This is a genomic window from Pseudomonas viciae (assembly GCF_004786035.1).
Classification (GTDB): Bacteria; Pseudomonadota; Gammaproteobacteria; order Pseudomonadales; family Pseudomonadaceae; genus Aquipseudomonas; species Aquipseudomonas viciae.
In genome coordinates, this window is record NZ_CP035088.1 from 2,514,840 (window position 1) to 2,528,405 (window position 13,566).

The following is a 13,566-nucleotide window of genomic DNA, read 5'->3' on the forward strand; positions in this document are numbered from 1 at the left end:
GGCTTACGGTGAGGGACACATTCAACGCGGAGCCCTCATGAAAATACTGCTGATCTACGCCCATCCCGAACCTCGTTCGCTCAATGGCGCGCTCAAGGATTTTGCGATCACTCACCTGGAAACAGCGGGCCACGAGGTCGAAGTCTCAGATCTCTACGGCATGCGGTGGAAAGCATCCCTCGATCCGGACGACGCCCCAGGTTATGACGCAGAAACGCCTTTCAACCCGGCGCTTGAATCCCAGCGTGTATTTGCCGTTGGTAGCCAACCGGCGGATATCCAGGCAGAGCAGGCCAAATTGCTCTGGGCCGATGCCGTCATCTTTCAATTTCCGCTGTGGTGGTTCTCGATGCCCGCGATTCTCAAGGGCTGGATCGAACGCGTCTACGCTTACGGGTTTGCCTACGGTGTCGGCGAACATAGCGAAAGCCACTGGGGCGATCGCTACGGCGAAGGCAGCATGACAGGCAAGCGCGCCATGTTGGTGGTCACAATGGGCGGTTGGGAATCCCACTACAGCGGCCGAGGGGTGAATGGTGCGTTGAATGACCTGCTATTTCCTATCCAGCATGGGGTGCTTTTCTATCCTGGCTTCACGGTCATGCCGGCCTTTCCAATCTATAAGACCAGCAAGATGGACGCGGCCCGGTTCCAATCCATTTGCACGGCTTATGCCGCTCGCTTGAATACGCTCTTCAGTGATCAACCCTTGCCATTTCGTCGCCAGAATCACGGCGATTACGAAATCCCGGCGTTGACGCTCAAACCGCATCTTGCATCTGGTCGTTGCGATCTTGGTATCCATATCAGGGACGGTGAGAGCGTTTGAGGTGAAACGTGCATTGGAGGCTTGAGCCCAAGGGCCTTGGTAGTCGGGTTGCGCGCTTCAGGATTGATCATTCTTGGAGGTCAGTAATGACGGGCCCGGCGATGCTCAGGGCGAACCCTTCTCCGAAGACCCTGGCCCCCGTCTATGAGCGAGAGATTATCTTCCGCGTACTCCAAGGCCCCCATGGCTGGATGTTGCGAGACATCGCCGCGCCGGATACCGCGATGGCCCGAATCAACCTGGCAATCCAATGAATCCGCCGCGACTTCGCCGAGCCCGTTGGTGTTGAGTGATTGGTGCAACGCGCTTCAATGAGCGTCTCGGCATTCCATAGTCACTTCAAAGCTGTCACCAACCTGAGCCCCTTGTGCAGTGCCAGAAGCGGGTTCGTCTGCTTCAGGCCAGCACCCTGATGGTGGCGAATGCCAAAAGCGTTATGGCGGCTGCCTTCGAAGTGGGCTACGAGAGCGCGGCGCAATTCAGCCGGGATTATGCGCGGGTGTTTGGACTTCCGCCTGGACAGGATGCCGGGAGGATGCTCGGCAATATGAAGGCGGTTAGAGGCTAGTCGGTTGGCGGGTTGATGAGGGGATGGCGATTTTCTTGATCGGCGGCGTTCGGCCGATAGGATTAGACTACACCGCATTCCTGTCAGAGATTATTTTCATGCTGATTGAGTGCCAAAGGTGCGGCCAAGGTTACGTTCGAGCAATGCGGGTCCGCTCTACACAACTTTTGCTGTGGGTGTGCGAAGAATGTGAAGCAACGTGGGCCAGCCAGGCTGAGGTGAATGTCTGTAATTTTGAAGACTACGGAACATTAATGGCCGGTATTGGGCGCAGAGGTTTATGGTCAGAATTGGAGCCACAGTGAAAATTTCGTCATCGGAACGGAAAAGTGCGGAAAAGCGGACGGATTTATTTGCTTGTAAATAGATCCGCCCTCATTTTCTAATGGTCCCCACGCAATATGAGTGCTTGGCAATTTTCGGTTTTCGCCAGAGCAGAAAGTTATGGGATAACGCAGGCTACACGTTCAAGAAAGCCTAGGTCTTCATTTCCCGAAGTGGTTAGGTGGGGGATTTCTTGAAAGGCATAAACGATTGAGGCTTTGGATTTCATGAATGATGAGTTGATGGTTTCAGCAGTTTGTTGGGAAATGGATGCAGCGGTGTCTGCCAGTTTCGCCCACGCTGTTAAGGTGACGGAAGAATTCCTGTTTTTTTGCCCTGAATGCCTGGTTGACGTTGTTGCTTCAATATCTACAAAGAAAAACTTCTTTTTTCGGGCACCTAAACTACACAGGCTAGGCTGTAAAAATGAGAAGCGTCAAAGTGATTCTACCCTGCCTGCTCGTTATCCTGTAAATCGGACCTCTCCTGACCCGGAACCGATCATCCCCAGTCACTTGGGCGATTTACCTAAACGCCGTAAGAAAAAGAAACCGTCAATGCCCGAGCGCCAGACGTTGGCGAAAAGCATTCAGCCTGGCGCTGTCCTGCATCCAGGAACCCTACGGGAAGTTGTAGATGCATGGTTCACGATGAATATCGATCATCGTAAGCATTGTCTCCTGACCGTGGGCAGTACTCAAATGACCTATTATGATGCTTTTGCTTTACTGAGTTCGGGTGGAGATATTTCGACGCTAGGATGTGCAGTAAATGTAGTCTTTGGTTCGGCCTCGGTGAATAAGTATGGCGATTCTTTCTACGTAACCACTCGGAGTAAGTTCAAATTCGGGGAGCAGATGCTACCAATCAAAGCGCGGGTTCGACCTAGTGATCCTGATTTCGATCTGCTCAAGGACGGCCGTAAGAGCGTCCAAATCTTCGCACACGGGTCTACTCCGATTCCTGATAGTCAAATCCGTTATTTTCACCCACCTGCAGCAACACGCTACACGGGTTTCGTTATCAAACCCGAGCAGTCAGGTTAAGAAAAGGGTCATCCTTACTGCAAGGCCGTCGTCTGACGCTGACGGGGCTAGGGAACGAAAAAGGGGACGCCCATTAGCCGGTCTCAAGTCAAGGCTAAAAGCCAACTCGCCCTGCAGCTTTTAACTGTAGGGTTCCCCTTTATCTCAACCTGCCTGGTTGAACCTGTCGTCCCCGTTTCCTCATCAATGGCTACGACCGAGTCGTGCCAGACACCCATTTGGATCAAGCGGTAGCGATACAGCACGCACCGCCCTGGCAGTGAACTGCCCCAGAGAAACGTTGGTGCCGCCAATGTGTCCAAAACGTGTCGCAGAACTGTGGCTCGCGCGTGGCACGCACGTCCAGTCTCAACTGGCTCACTTGGCGGACGACCCGGTTACAACACACTCAGGCGGTGATGGTCGGGCGCCACTCGGATTTCGTGGTTCATGCCCAGTCCCCTTTTGGTTGGCCGGCCATCACCTAACTCGCCCTTCAGGCGAAACAGCGTTTAGCGTCAAAAGGCTGTTTCTCCTTAAATATGTGGTAGCTCGCACGCGCCAATTTATGAGCCAGTGCTTTGGTCGCGACCACGCTGTTTGTCTTGGCTTTCTTTTTCTCGAAAAATCGTTTGGCATCGTCACTGAAACGCCGGGCAAAATTGGCTGCTTCAATGAAAGCCCAAATGAGGTAAGCGTTGCCATTTTTTGCGTTGCCTTCACCTTTCTTTTTTCCGTTGGAGTAATGCGCACTTTTTACGCAGCGAGCGTAAGAGGCGAAGTTGCCGACCTCTGCAAAACGGTCTATGTCACCGGTTTCCAACATGATGATCGTTGCCAGTACTTCACCCACGCCTGGCATCGTTTTTAGCAACAAATATTCAGGTCGTAGCTTGGCCTGTTGAAGCAGTCGCGCGTCTAGCTCGGCGATCTGCGCCTCGAGCGCTTGGATGACCACCACATTGGCCTTGATCGCCAAAGCCACATCTATTGGCAGGCCCAGCCTGTCAACAGATGCGGCTGAAAAGCCTTTGATTTCATTACAGCTAAAACTATGCCCAAATTGACGTGCAGCGATATTTTAGACGGCCAGGATGTGCTGGGTTCTTGTGCGAACCAATTGAATTCGTTTACGCGCCAAATCTCGTAGCGCTCGTTCGTGCGGAGGATGAATATAGCCCGTCGGCAGAATCCCCAGTCGCAGCAAATGCGCGAGAAATACGGCATCATCCTTATCGTCCGAGTGCTTCAAACCGTCATAGCGTTTCATCGCCACCGGGTTCGCCAATTTGACGTTCAAGCCCGCAGCCATAAGGCCATCGACAAGCCAATACCAGTTGTACGTCGACTCGACCACCACGCCGGCCAACTCGTCACGGTGCGGATCGAGGAGCGCAATAATCGGCGTTAGCTCATTGGGACAGCGCCGGCTCACCAAAACTCTATCCGTTTCGTCGGTAACCACGACAACGCTGTTGTTCGAATGCAGGTCTATGCCACAAAATTTCATCACGGCCTCCTCAGCAAAAGTCTAAGTTCGCACCTTGAATTTTGCGCCACCTCTGTGAGGTGGGGAGGCCGGCCAGATGATTCTCAGATTTATTTGCTTGTAAATAGATCCGTCCCCTTTTTGTCTCTTTTTGTCTGCGGCTCCGAAAAATAGTCGATCATAATCGAGCAACAGCGGGCACCGATTGAGCTAATCACTGCTGCTGCCCATAAGTATCCATCGTTGCCCCAAAATATGGATATCGAACGCAAAATCCCAAAACACTGGATAGGCTGGGTGCCCTTTTGCAAGCCAGAATGAGGTTACGTTTTCGGCCTGATCGAGATTCACTGATTGAAACAGGGCTTCGGCTAAAGACAGGATTTCCGAGCGCTTAGTCAACAGATCCAGCGGCCCATAACCGCCATCGCCCGCGTGAAGCAGCAGCTCCAGCGCCTGGCTTCTGGCATCCCCCACAGACACCGAAGTCGCATTACCCACAACACAATCTTTGGAAACAGAACTACGAAGGGCCTCTTCGAGAGTTTGCTTTATACCAAGAGGGCCGTAGGTATTTACCCAGACGGTATAGTTGTATCCCTCCAAGAGGTGTTCGAGTCTGAGAACCTCATCCGGTCTGGTGTCTATCACTATTTGCATGCTGGAACCACGGGGGCGGTCTTGGGTGAGTACGCAGTTTACTGGGATTGATCGGCTTGTTCGTTGGTTGGTCTTTCTTGTGCCAAAAGTTGTCGTCGGAAACTCTTGAGTTCAGCACCACACAGGCTGCAGGCCAAGTCTCGTATAGCCCAATACACGAGGCGTTTCACCTTCGATCGTAAACGGAAGGTTGTGTTTTCTCAGTGTGGACAGCAACCAATCGAGCGAGACCGCTCTGAGTTCGATCCACTCGATTTCCGCTACCGGATGGACGTGGTAATGCCAATCGCCATCCCAGTCTGTGCAATAGCCGCTCGGAGCTAAAACACTGTGCAGTCTGAATTCCGGTCGCATTTGCGGCGAGCCAAGCATTGCTTCGATCAGCTCGGCCCATTTGGTTTTATTCATCACTGGCAAAATCGTGCCGGCAGCCAACAGCCTGTGAAGCTTCGCTTTCACAGCATCGTCGGGCTCGGGAAGTTGCTGCCTAAAATCAGTGCCCCTCATTGACTCAGCGGTTCCTTCTGCAGTTTTTCGAACGTCTCCAGCGCAGCGAGGAACTCCTCCAGGGAAAAGCTTACCGGCTGGTTTTCCACGTTCCAGCGAGTAGAAATACCCACTTCCAGCTTGCTGGAAACGCTCCAGCCGAAACGCCGCCAATGCACGGTGTCGCCGTCGATAACCTGTTCGACCATCAGCACGGTGCAGTCGAAGTCCATATCGTCGCTGCACACCAGCAATGGTACAAGGGTGGAGCTGCCGTCCTCGCTGGGAATGAAGCGGCGCCTGGCGAGGGCATCTTCTTCCTCATCCATCAACCACATTAAGGAAAGACCAAGCAGGGAGACACTGGCGTCATTCAGGTGGGAGGCCAACCATTGCTCGATAGCCACATCGTCAATGGTCAACCACGCGCAAGCGCTGCGGGAGAAGGCCGCTTGATGGTAAGCGGCGTGGATGCGGTGATGCATGAAAAAATCCGTCTGCTAATAGAGAGAGGCCTAGCAAGCTATTGTGCCTACTTTAAATGCGCTCATGGGTAGCAATAATTTGGTTTTTGAGCAGCCGTTATTTTTCAAGAAGCGTTGGGCCAATCTCGCAGATAGCTTGGGGTAGACCACGGTTATAAAATTGTGGTCTGGTCCCGATTTTCCATAAAGCGGACAGTCGAAGGGGCAGCTAATAATGAAGTAGTTCGCCCGTCACGTAATCAAAACGATAGACAGACCTGTTGAAGTCAACGGCTTCGATATAGGCAGGTAATAAGCAAAAGCCTTCAGAGAATATGTCTGCGCCAGAGGCTTGCCAGATTATGACGCCATCCCTGGACAAGCGAGTGATCTCCAGTTCGCCGTGTGAAAGGAGAGCACGTTGCTGATTTTCATAGTGGATGCCAAAGCATGTAGCGATATCGACACGAACGGACCACAGAAGCCTATAGGGAAGCTCTAGCGATAAACACGCGATGTGATCACCGACCGCCAAATAGAGCTTGCCGTCGAGCACGAGTGCCGAATGCTTATGGATGGCGGTGCATCCTCCCGCGGCACCAACTACCAGGATGCTGTCTCCGTTTAATTTGACACCATGGATTGACGTGACCGACTCGTCCGTAAGGAGGACGTGGAGAGCATAGGGCTGCGCGTTGTCAGTGGAGTTAAACGAGTAATTAGGTTCGTCAACTATTGTGACCAATCCATATGGGGTGTGCACGTTCATATGATTTCTATTTTCTGGCCCGTTTACGATCAGATTATGTCTCAGGTTGATCTGGGAAACCTTTAGAAGGAACGACCGCTTCTGGCCGATCTCTGCCGGCAGGGACCTTTAAACTAGGTGGCCAGATTTGAGGCGCGGTGCAGATACCACCTCTAATTACGTAAAACGGGCGCTTTTAGGCGCCCGTAGTTCCATCAGCTTTCGACCTGCGCCTGAAGTCGCCTACCAATCACCTCCAGCAAATCACAGCCATCACGCAACGGAATCACCAGAAGCTGTGCGAAGTCCGAAAGCACCACTGTATTGCTGGTGATTTCAGAACGAAACGCGATGTTCTCCAGTACCTGAGTCACCACACGTATGCGGTAATCAGCCGTTGCATGCAGGACGTCAAGCGGGGCTTGGGTGTCGATTAGCAGGGAAGCGGGAGTGCAGTCGATGCCGGTGATGGGGATGTATCTTTCCATGGGATTGCTCCGATCAGGTTAATGGGCTGATCCGATCCTCAGGTCGCCAAACCTGATCGCTATTGAGCGATGGGCATCACTATAGATTTTGTCGGATTGGGTGGGGAAGGTGACGGCTTCCTAAAGCTTCGTAGGAGTTGCGATCGTTTTTTGCCGGAGGGATCTGACATGGCTGGCTCGGCTGATTCAAAACCATCGACAGGCAGGGTGTGAGCTTTAGGACTGCTTCGCAGTCCAGCGGGGATAAATCCCCTCGCCACAGGGAGAGTGCTGCAACTAGCCTTCGAACTCCGTTTGCAGCATCGCCAAAAACGCCTCCCTGGCAGGATGCTTCCCAGCGTTTTCATGCCAGTAAAAAAGGTTATCAATCCCCGTCAGCTCAGGAAACTCATACCCCGTCCAACCAGCCCCTTGGCGGTACTGCTCATAAATCCCCCGGGGCACCAGCGAGACGCCTGCACCCGCACTGACACAACCAACAATGGCGCCATAACTGGCGATGCTGGTGATCGGTTGCACCTGACCATGACGCAGCAGCCACTGCTCCAGCGCCAAGCGGTACGGACAGCCCGTGGGCCACATGAAGATTGCCTTGCCTTGCAGATCTGCGGCGCTGCGCAGCGGGCCGTGTGACTCGGAGGCGATGAGCACCAGGTCTTCGCGGTACATCACCGCTCGTTTGAGTCCAGGCCGTTCGATGTCCACCGCTACGATCACGCCGTCGAGCCGGTGATGTTGGATATCGTCCAGCAACTGCGCCCAGGTGCCGGTGCTCAGTTCCAGCGACACCTGCGGATACTGCGCGTGGTATTTGGCGAGCAATTGAGGCAGACGCCCGGTGGCGCTGGACTCGATCGCGCCTATGCGCAGTGGGCCGCTCGGTGCGCGGGTGGGGGCGACTGCGCGGCGGGCTTCTTCCGTCAGGCTCAGTATTTTTGTCGCGTACTCCAGAAACACTTCGCCTGCCGGGCTGACTTGCAGCCCGCGACCTTCGCGGAAAAACAGCGGCGTGCCGAGTTCCCGCTCCAGGGACTTGAGGCGCGCGGTGATGTTGGACGGCACGCAGTGCAGCACTTCGGCGGCGCGGGCGATGCTGCCGGTGTCGCAGACCGTCTTGAGCATGCGCAGTTGGGACAGTTCCATAGCTCACCAAAAGTGAATGATTGATAGAGTTTAAGTCACTTGTGCTGAGGTTGGGTGGTTTCGATACTTCGAGGTAAATCAGCCAGACGCTCAGTGAGCAGGAACTCTCGATGGAAATGCGTTGTGTGCCGTTTGAAGGTTCTTCCAGCAAACCTGGTGCGAAAATTTTCCTGGCGACGATGTTCGTGATTCTTTGCTGGGCCTATTCGCCGATTGGCATTCGCATCGGCTTGCAGGCTTACGAGCCCGGTCAACTAGCGTTGATGCGGTTTCTCATTGCTTCGGCGTTCATGGCTTTTGTCGCGATGGTGAAGGGCATTTCCCTGCCGCGTATCAGGGATCTGCCATTGCTAGCGGTGTTGGGTTTCTTTGCCGTCAGCCTGCACCACATTGCCCTTAACTACGGCCAACGGGGCGTCAGCGCTGGGGCGGCCAGTGTGCTGGCCCAGTCCACGCCGTTGTTCAGCACGTTGCTGGCGCATTTTGTCTTCAAGGACAGAGTCAGCGGTTGGCAGTGGGGTTGTGTGCTGTGCGGCTTGCTTGGCGCCGGCGTGGTGGTTGCGGGGGATCGTGGCTTGGGTGACATGGACGCCCATGGACTATTGATCCTGTTGGCGGCGCTGTCCTCGAGCCTGTATTTCACTTTGCAAAAGCGCCACTCCCATCGCTATGACGGATTGACCCTGGTTTGTTACACCGTCTGGTCGGGCACGATCCTGTTGTTCATTTTCGCGCCAGGAATGTCGAGCTCGGCGCGACAGGCTCCGGTTTCGGTGAATCTGGCGATGTTGGTTCTCGGTATTTTCCCCAGCGCGCTGGCGTATCTCGCTTGGGCTTACGTGCTGGCGCACAGCAACGTGAGCCGTGCCTCCATGGCGCTTTACCTGATACCGCCCACGGCTATGTTGATGGCTTCTTTGGTGCTGGCTGAGCGCCCGTCAATGATGGTTGTTGTTGGGGCGGTGATTGTGTTGATGAGCGTGCTGGCGTTGAGGCTTGAGCCGGGGGGTGGGGCAAAAGTCGGTTGATTCTGTCGTGGATGTAGGCAATGACGTTGGATGAGGGACCACGGAGCAGCGTCCTACGGACAGGCGACCGCTTTGGGATAAAACGCAGAAGTCTCTGACAACTTTTTAGGGTTGGCCTTCGGAAACACCGGTCTTACGATCTGGCGTTGTCTCGGTGCTCCGTGTGGCATCCGGCACGCTCAGTTTTGTTTTATATCGTGAGGACAGATCGATGCCTGAAACCCTATACGTCAAGGCCTTGGAGCACGCCACCGATGTTTTCGGTGGTCAACGGTTGGCTGAAGACTGGTTGAGGAAGCCCTGCACGTACCTGGACGATCAGGTGCCATTGGAGCTGATCGATAACCCGCCGGGCTTTCAGGTAGTAGAGGATTATCTGGCCCGGATTGAGCTGGGGGTTTATCAATGAGTCCTTGTTCTGCTGCGCGGTTTTTGGGTCTGCTGCGCAGCCCAGCGGGGATAAATCCCCTCGCCACAGGTTGCGTTATGCCTACAACTTTGAACGATCGTTCCTCACGCTCTGCGTGGGAATGCCGCCAGGGACGCTCCGCGTTCCGCTTCTGGAGGGTGACGCAGAGCGTCACGGGATGCATTCCCACGCGGGAGCGTAGGAACGATCATCCGAACGAGCGGGTGCATTATTTCTTGACCGGATAATCCTGCCCCCACACCCGTACCGTGCTGACCGCCTCGTTCATGCCTTCAAACACGAACTTCTGGCGCACGGCAGTCTTCGGTGGAATGGTGACTTCATCCGGGTTGTCCAGGCCGGTGAGGCGGTTGGAGTAACCCGCCTGGTCAATGGCCAGCAGCACGCCGGTCTGGCCGAGGTTCACAAGGCGCAGTTGGGTGTCGGTGCTGTTCTTGAAACCGAGGGTAATGCTGACGTTGTCGTCGCTGGGTTCGAGCTTCAACACTTCAACGGCGATGCGATCTTTCATTTGCTCGCCAGAGGAAATGATTGCGGCGCCATCGGTGCCCTGGGCCGACTCGCGGCCATCGAGCACGCCCTCGCTGACTCCGCCCAGCAGGTTTTTGCCGGCGGTGATGAACGTTGAAACTGCGGCTTTGGTCGAGTCCTTGATGAGGCTGCCGTCGGTTGGCTCGCCTTCGGCGAAGCACATTGAGCTGAGCAAGAGGCTGGAGACGAGGAGGGTGGAGCGTGACGGCAGAAGATTCATACCTGAGTCCTTGAGGGGGGCTGCGACATCGCCCGTCAACAGGGCGAACGGCAATGATAGCCGCGATGGTGGGCTGCTAGCGATCTGCTTCCTTGAGTTTTTCCGACATCTTGACCAACGCCGCCAATGAATCTGCCTCCATCTTGCGCATCAAGGCCCCGCGCCGCACTTTCACGGTCACCTCGCTCAAGCCCAACCGGGCGGCCACTTGCTTGTTCAGCAGCCCCGAAACCACCAACCCCATCACATCCCGTTCCCCGTCAGTCAGTCCGGCATAACGGCGTTTCAAGTCGTCGACCAGCGCGGAAGTCTTGCGCCGTTCCCTATCACGGCCCAGGCCCAGGCTGATTGCATCGAGCAGGTCTTGTTCACGGAATGGTTTGGTCAAGAACTCCAGAGCCCCGGCCTTCATGGCTTTTACCGACATGGGAATGTCGCCATGGGCGGTGATGAACACAACCGGGATGCGAATATTCAATCGAGCCATTTCCTGTTGGAAATCCAGCCCGCTCAAACCCGGCATCCGCACATCCAGGATCAGGCACGCCGGGGCATCCGGCAGGTCGGCGTCCATGAACTCGCGGGCCGAGCCGAATGCCCGGCTCGCCAGGCCTACAGAAGCCAGCAGGTCTTGCAGCGATTCGCGCACCGAGCTGTCATCGTCGACGATGTAGATCATCGATTCGGCCAGGTCGTGAACGTCAGTTTGGCTCATCGGATTCCCTGGTGACGGCTGGCAGGGTGAAGTGGAAAGTCGCGCCGGTCTGTGGGTCGCTTGAGGCCCAGAGACGACCGTCATGGGCTTCGATGATTGAACGGCTGATCGCCAACCCCATGCCCATGCCATCCTGCTTAGTGCTGTAGAAGGCCTCGAACACTCGCTCGCGGTCGCTTGACGACAGACCGCTGCCCTGGTCGGAAACCGAAAACAGTAGTTGCTGGCGCGACTCCAGCGCCACATCAAATTGCAGGATCCGGCGCTCGACGTCTACCTGACGCATCGCCTCGACTGCGTTCATCGCCAGGTTGAGGATGACTTGTTGGATTTGCACTTCATCCGCGAGCATCGGTGGCAGGCCTTCCTCGACATGCACGCGCAAGGTGATGCTCTGCTCGTTCAGCTCTCCGGCCAGCAAGCGCAGCGCGGCATTGACCGTGTCGGCCACGTTCAGCCATTGCTTGGTCGGCGCTTGATGCCTGGCCATGCCGCGCAAGCGGGCGATGATTTCGCTGGCCCGATGGGTGTCGGCGATGATTCGCTCCACCGCTTGCTGGGCTTTGGTCAGGTTGGGTGGCTCGGTGGCCATCCAGCGCAGGCAGGCGCTGCCGCTGGTGGCCACCGCGGCCAGTGGCTGGTTGACTTCGTGGGCAATCGAGGCGGCGAGTTCGCCCAACATGTTGATGCGGGCGATGTGCGCCAGGTGGGCGCGGGTCTGATGCACCGTGCGGATCGCGGCCGACAGACGCAGCGCCAGATACGTGGTGCCGGCGATCGCCGCGAGGCTGATCAAGACGTTGATCAGCCCCGCCTCGGTATCGCCAAAGCGGGTGAGCCGATAACTCAGGATCGTCAATGCCATGCAGAGGAGCGAGACGCCCGCCACCGCCCGTGCCGGCAGGATCCGCACGGCGATCAGGACCACCACGATCTGGAATACGCCCACGGCAATTTCCAGATCGGTGACGGTATCGATCGCGGCAATGCCCAGCGCCAAGCCCAGCAACAGCAGCAGGCGAAGCGTCAACTGGGTTCTTCTCATCGAGTGTTCATCTCGCATTGCTCCAACCACCAGGCGTGATCCATGCAGTTTATACCGCCAAGCCCTCAGGACGGGTTGTCCAGGCTGAACTGATCCGCCACTTCGTCATAGGCAAACAGCTCGGCGTAGCGTCCCCATTGCGTGACGCAATCCAGGGTATTGGCGGCATCGTGTGCGGACATGAAATCTTCCAGTTGATCGCGGAAACGCCTGGCCGGTGCCGTGCGGGTAGGGCGCTCGTCCAGCACCCTGCGGACATGACCCACCAACGGCACGTATCTAAGCAGGTGCTGGGCGAACAGTTGTTTGCGCTCATCCACTGCTGAATCGGCGTAGCGTTGCCCGGCCGGCAGCAGCGTTACATGGCCATCCTGCATGTCGGCCAAACGCATGAGCTGCAGCACTTCGGCGACCGGAAGAAGGCCACTGGCGGTGTAGCGCAACACTTCGGCGAGTTCGCGCAAATCCGCCTGGCCGGCAAACGGCTGAGCCTGCACCGCCTCGATCAGCCCAGCCAGGGCGTTGGTGGAAATTGTCGGCAAGACCATGCCCATGCCGGTGCCTGCAAACATGCCCTGGCGGGGAGAACCGACATTCGCGCCCCCGGCCATCTGCACATAGATGTGTTCGACCAGGGCTTGGAAGGCCGGGTCTGCGCGGTTACGCGGCTGACTGAGGTCCACGCTGATTTCCCGCATGACCCGCCCCGGGTTGGAGGAAAAAATCAGGATCCGATCACACATCAGCACGGCTTCTTCGATGTTATGGGTGACCATCAATATCGACTTGATCGGCATCCGTCCCTCGCCCCACAAATCCAGCAGGTCAGTGCGCAGGGTTTCGGCGGTCAATACGTCGAGCGCGGAAAACGGCTCGTCCATCAACAACACATCCGGGGCGACCACCAAGGCCCGGGCCAGGCCGACGCGTTGGCGCATGCCGCCTGACAGTTCTTTCGGGAAAGCGCTTTCGAAACCATCGAGGCCGATCATGTCGATGGCGGCCAAGGCACGACGCCGGCGCTCCGGGGCTGCCACATCCAGGGCCTCCAGGCCGATCTCGACGTTCTGCAGCACGGTCAGCCAGGGAAACAGGGCGAAGCTCTGGAAGACCATGCGCACCGAGCTCGAGACTCCCTGAGCATTGGCCGGAAAATCAACCATGCCGGTGGTGGGCGAAATCAGGCCCGCGATGGAGCGCAGCAGGGTCGACTTCCCAGACCCCGAACGTCCCAGCAGGCCGACGATTTCCCCCTCGTCCAGGCGCATGCAGACATTGTCCAACACCCGTCGCTCGGCGCCACCTGTTGTGCCATAGACGTGCCCCAGTTGCTGCACGTCGACGAGGCAAGGTTTGTCTATTACTTGCATTGG

Annotated in this window: 16 protein-coding genes and 1 pseudogene; 5 read left to right on the top strand and 12 right to left on the bottom strand. The window is 56.3% G+C overall.

Features of this window, described 5'->3' with window-relative positions; genetic code table 11:
- Window positions 1–37: 37 nt before the first annotated feature.
- The 3 genes and pseudogenes from EPZ47_RS11550 to EPZ47_RS11565 all read left to right on the top strand — a co-directional run bounded on the left by EPZ47_RS11550 (window position 38) and on the right by EPZ47_RS11565 (window position 2,767).
- Window positions 38–829, top strand: a complete 792-nt coding sequence (locus EPZ47_RS11550; RefSeq protein ID WP_135844880.1) for an NAD(P)H-dependent oxidoreductase — start codon at window positions 38–40, stop codon at window positions 827–829.
- A gap of 128 nt (window positions 830–957) precedes the next feature.
- Window positions 958–1,397: pseudogene (locus EPZ47_RS11555) on the top strand (helix-turn-helix domain-containing protein); the annotation flags it as partial.
- A 551-nt stretch (window positions 1,398–1,948) separates the two neighbouring features.
- On the top strand, window positions 1,949–2,767 hold the full coding sequence (locus EPZ47_RS11565; protein ID WP_135844881.1) for a hypothetical protein: 819 nt from the start codon (window positions 1,949–1,951) through the stop codon (window positions 2,765–2,767).
- 475 nt (window positions 2,768–3,242) lie between these two features.
- Here the strand turns inward: EPZ47_RS11565 and EPZ47_RS30380 are convergent, their stop codons facing one another.
- From EPZ47_RS30380 to EPZ47_RS11600, 8 genes are all read right to left on the bottom strand, one after another.
- On the bottom strand, window positions 3,243–3,725 hold the full coding sequence (locus EPZ47_RS30380) for a transposase (RefSeq protein ID WP_238346726.1): 483 nt from the start codon (window positions 3,723–3,725) through the stop codon (window positions 3,243–3,245).
- A gap of 102 nt (window positions 3,726–3,827) precedes the next feature.
- On the bottom strand, window positions 3,828–4,256 hold the full coding sequence (locus EPZ47_RS30385; protein ID WP_238346727.1) for an IS110 family transposase: 429 nt from the start codon (window positions 4,254–4,256) through the stop codon (window positions 3,828–3,830).
- Window positions 4,257–4,445: 189 nt separating this feature from the next.
- Window positions 4,446–4,895 (bottom strand): hypothetical protein, encoded by a 450-nt coding sequence (locus EPZ47_RS11575; protein WP_135844882.1) that lies wholly within the window; start codon window positions 4,893–4,895, stop codon window positions 4,446–4,448.
- A gap of 111 nt (window positions 4,896–5,006) precedes the next feature.
- On the bottom strand, window positions 5,007–5,402 hold the full coding sequence (locus EPZ47_RS11580; RefSeq protein ID WP_135844883.1) for a DUF6678 family protein: 396 nt from the start codon (window positions 5,400–5,402) through the stop codon (window positions 5,007–5,009).
- Window positions 5,399–5,866: a hypothetical protein gene (locus EPZ47_RS11585; protein ID WP_135844884.1), complete on the bottom strand. Its 468-nt coding sequence runs from the start codon at window positions 5,864–5,866 to the stop codon at window positions 5,399–5,401. Before EPZ47_RS11585 ends, EPZ47_RS11580 begins: the two co-directional genes overlap by 4 nt.
- A 208-nt stretch (window positions 5,867–6,074) precedes the next feature.
- Complete coding sequence (locus tag EPZ47_RS11590) at window positions 6,075–6,614, bottom strand: hypothetical protein (RefSeq protein ID WP_135844885.1); 540 nt, start codon at window positions 6,612–6,614, stop codon at window positions 6,075–6,077.
- A 194-nt stretch (window positions 6,615–6,808) separates the two neighbouring features.
- Window positions 6,809–7,081, bottom strand: coding sequence for a hypothetical protein (locus EPZ47_RS11595; RefSeq protein WP_135844886.1), 273 nt, complete (start codon window positions 7,079–7,081; stop codon window positions 6,809–6,811).
- A gap of 276 nt (window positions 7,082–7,357) precedes the next feature.
- The gene (locus EPZ47_RS11600) at window positions 7,358–8,224 is read right to left on the bottom strand and encodes a LysR family transcriptional regulator (RefSeq protein ID WP_135844887.1); all 867 of its coding nucleotides are present in this window, start codon (window positions 8,222–8,224) and stop codon (window positions 7,358–7,360) included.
- A 110-nt stretch (window positions 8,225–8,334) separates the two neighbouring features.
- On the opposite strand from EPZ47_RS11600, the gene EPZ47_RS11605 reads away from it, so the two are divergent.
- On the top strand, window positions 8,335–9,252 hold the full coding sequence (locus tag EPZ47_RS11605; protein ID WP_135844888.1) for a DMT family transporter: 918 nt from the start codon (window positions 8,335–8,337) through the stop codon (window positions 9,250–9,252).
- A gap of 211 nt (window positions 9,253–9,463) precedes the next feature.
- Window positions 9,464–9,661, top strand: coding sequence for an MbcA/ParS/Xre antitoxin family protein (locus tag EPZ47_RS11610; RefSeq protein WP_135844889.1), 198 nt, complete (start codon window positions 9,464–9,466; stop codon window positions 9,659–9,661).
- 229 nt (window positions 9,662–9,890) lie between these two features.
- Here EPZ47_RS11610 and EPZ47_RS11615 read toward each other — a convergent pair whose 3' ends face one another.
- The 4 genes from EPZ47_RS11615 to EPZ47_RS11630 form a co-directional block, all read right to left on the bottom strand.
- Window positions 9,891–10,433 (bottom strand): hypothetical protein, encoded by a 543-nt coding sequence (locus tag EPZ47_RS11615; RefSeq protein ID WP_135844890.1) that lies wholly within the window; start codon window positions 10,431–10,433, stop codon window positions 9,891–9,893.
- A 76-nt stretch (window positions 10,434–10,509) separates the two neighbouring features.
- A complete protein-coding gene (locus EPZ47_RS11620) occupies window positions 10,510–11,148 on the bottom strand; it encodes a response regulator transcription factor (RefSeq protein WP_135844891.1) in 639 nt (212 codons plus the stop codon).
- Entirely contained in the window at window positions 11,135–12,211 is a 1,077-nt protein-coding gene (locus tag EPZ47_RS11625; protein WP_406550131.1) for a sensor histidine kinase, read from the bottom strand. Before EPZ47_RS11625 ends, EPZ47_RS11620 begins: the two co-directional genes overlap by 14 nt.
- A 47-nt stretch (window positions 12,212–12,258) precedes the next feature.
- Window positions 12,259–13,563 carry an ABC transporter ATP-binding protein gene (locus EPZ47_RS11630; protein WP_135844893.1) on the bottom strand — a complete coding sequence of 435 codons (1,305 nt, stop codon included), beginning with the start codon at window positions 13,561–13,563 and terminating at the stop codon, window positions 12,259–12,261.
- Window positions 13,564–13,566 lie beyond the last annotated feature (3 nt).

Coding starts and splice junctions, on each gene's coding strand:
- EPZ47_RS11550 (WP_135844880.1), top strand. CDS start 38: ATGAAAATACTGCTGATCTACGCCCATCCCGAACCTCGTTCGCTCAAT.
- EPZ47_RS11565 (WP_135844881.1), top strand. CDS start 1,949: ATGAATGATGAGTTGATGGTTTCAGCAGTTTGTTGGGAAATGGATGCA.
- EPZ47_RS30385 (WP_238346727.1), bottom strand. CDS start 4,256: ATGAAATTTTGTGGCATAGACCTGCATTCGAACAACAGCGTTGTCGTG.
- EPZ47_RS11575 (WP_135844882.1), bottom strand. CDS start 4,895: ATGCAAATAGTGATAGACACCAGACCGGATGAGGTTCTCAGACTCGAA.
- EPZ47_RS11580 (WP_135844883.1), bottom strand. CDS start 5,402: ATGAGGGGCACTGATTTTAGGCAGCAACTTCCCGAGCCCGACGATGCT.
- EPZ47_RS11585 (WP_135844884.1), bottom strand. CDS start 5,866: ATGCATCACCGCATCCACGCCGCTTACCATCAAGCGGCCTTCTCCCGC.
- EPZ47_RS11590 (WP_135844885.1), bottom strand. CDS start 6,614: ATGAACGTGCACACCCCATATGGATTGGTCACAATAGTTGACGAACCT.
- EPZ47_RS11595 (WP_135844886.1), bottom strand. CDS start 7,081: ATGGAAAGATACATCCCCATCACCGGCATCGACTGCACTCCCGCTTCC.
- EPZ47_RS11600 (WP_135844887.1), bottom strand. CDS start 8,224: ATGGAACTGTCCCAACTGCGCATGCTCAAGACGGTCTGCGACACCGGC.
- EPZ47_RS11605 (WP_135844888.1), top strand. CDS start 8,335: ATGGAAATGCGTTGTGTGCCGTTTGAAGGTTCTTCCAGCAAACCTGGT.
- EPZ47_RS11610 (WP_135844889.1), top strand. CDS start 9,464: ATGCCTGAAACCCTATACGTCAAGGCCTTGGAGCACGCCACCGATGTT.
- EPZ47_RS11615 (WP_135844890.1), bottom strand. CDS start 10,433: ATGAATCTTCTGCCGTCACGCTCCACCCTCCTCGTCTCCAGCCTCTTG.
- EPZ47_RS11620 (WP_135844891.1), bottom strand. CDS start 11,148: ATGAGCCAAACTGACGTTCACGACCTGGCCGAATCGATGATCTACATC.
- EPZ47_RS11625 (WP_406550131.1), bottom strand. CDS start 12,211: ATGCGAGATGAACACTCGATGAGAAGAACCCAGTTGACGCTTCGCCTG.
- EPZ47_RS11630 (WP_135844893.1), bottom strand. CDS start 13,563: ATGCAAGTAATAGACAAACCTTGCCTCGTCGACGTGCAGCAACTGGGG.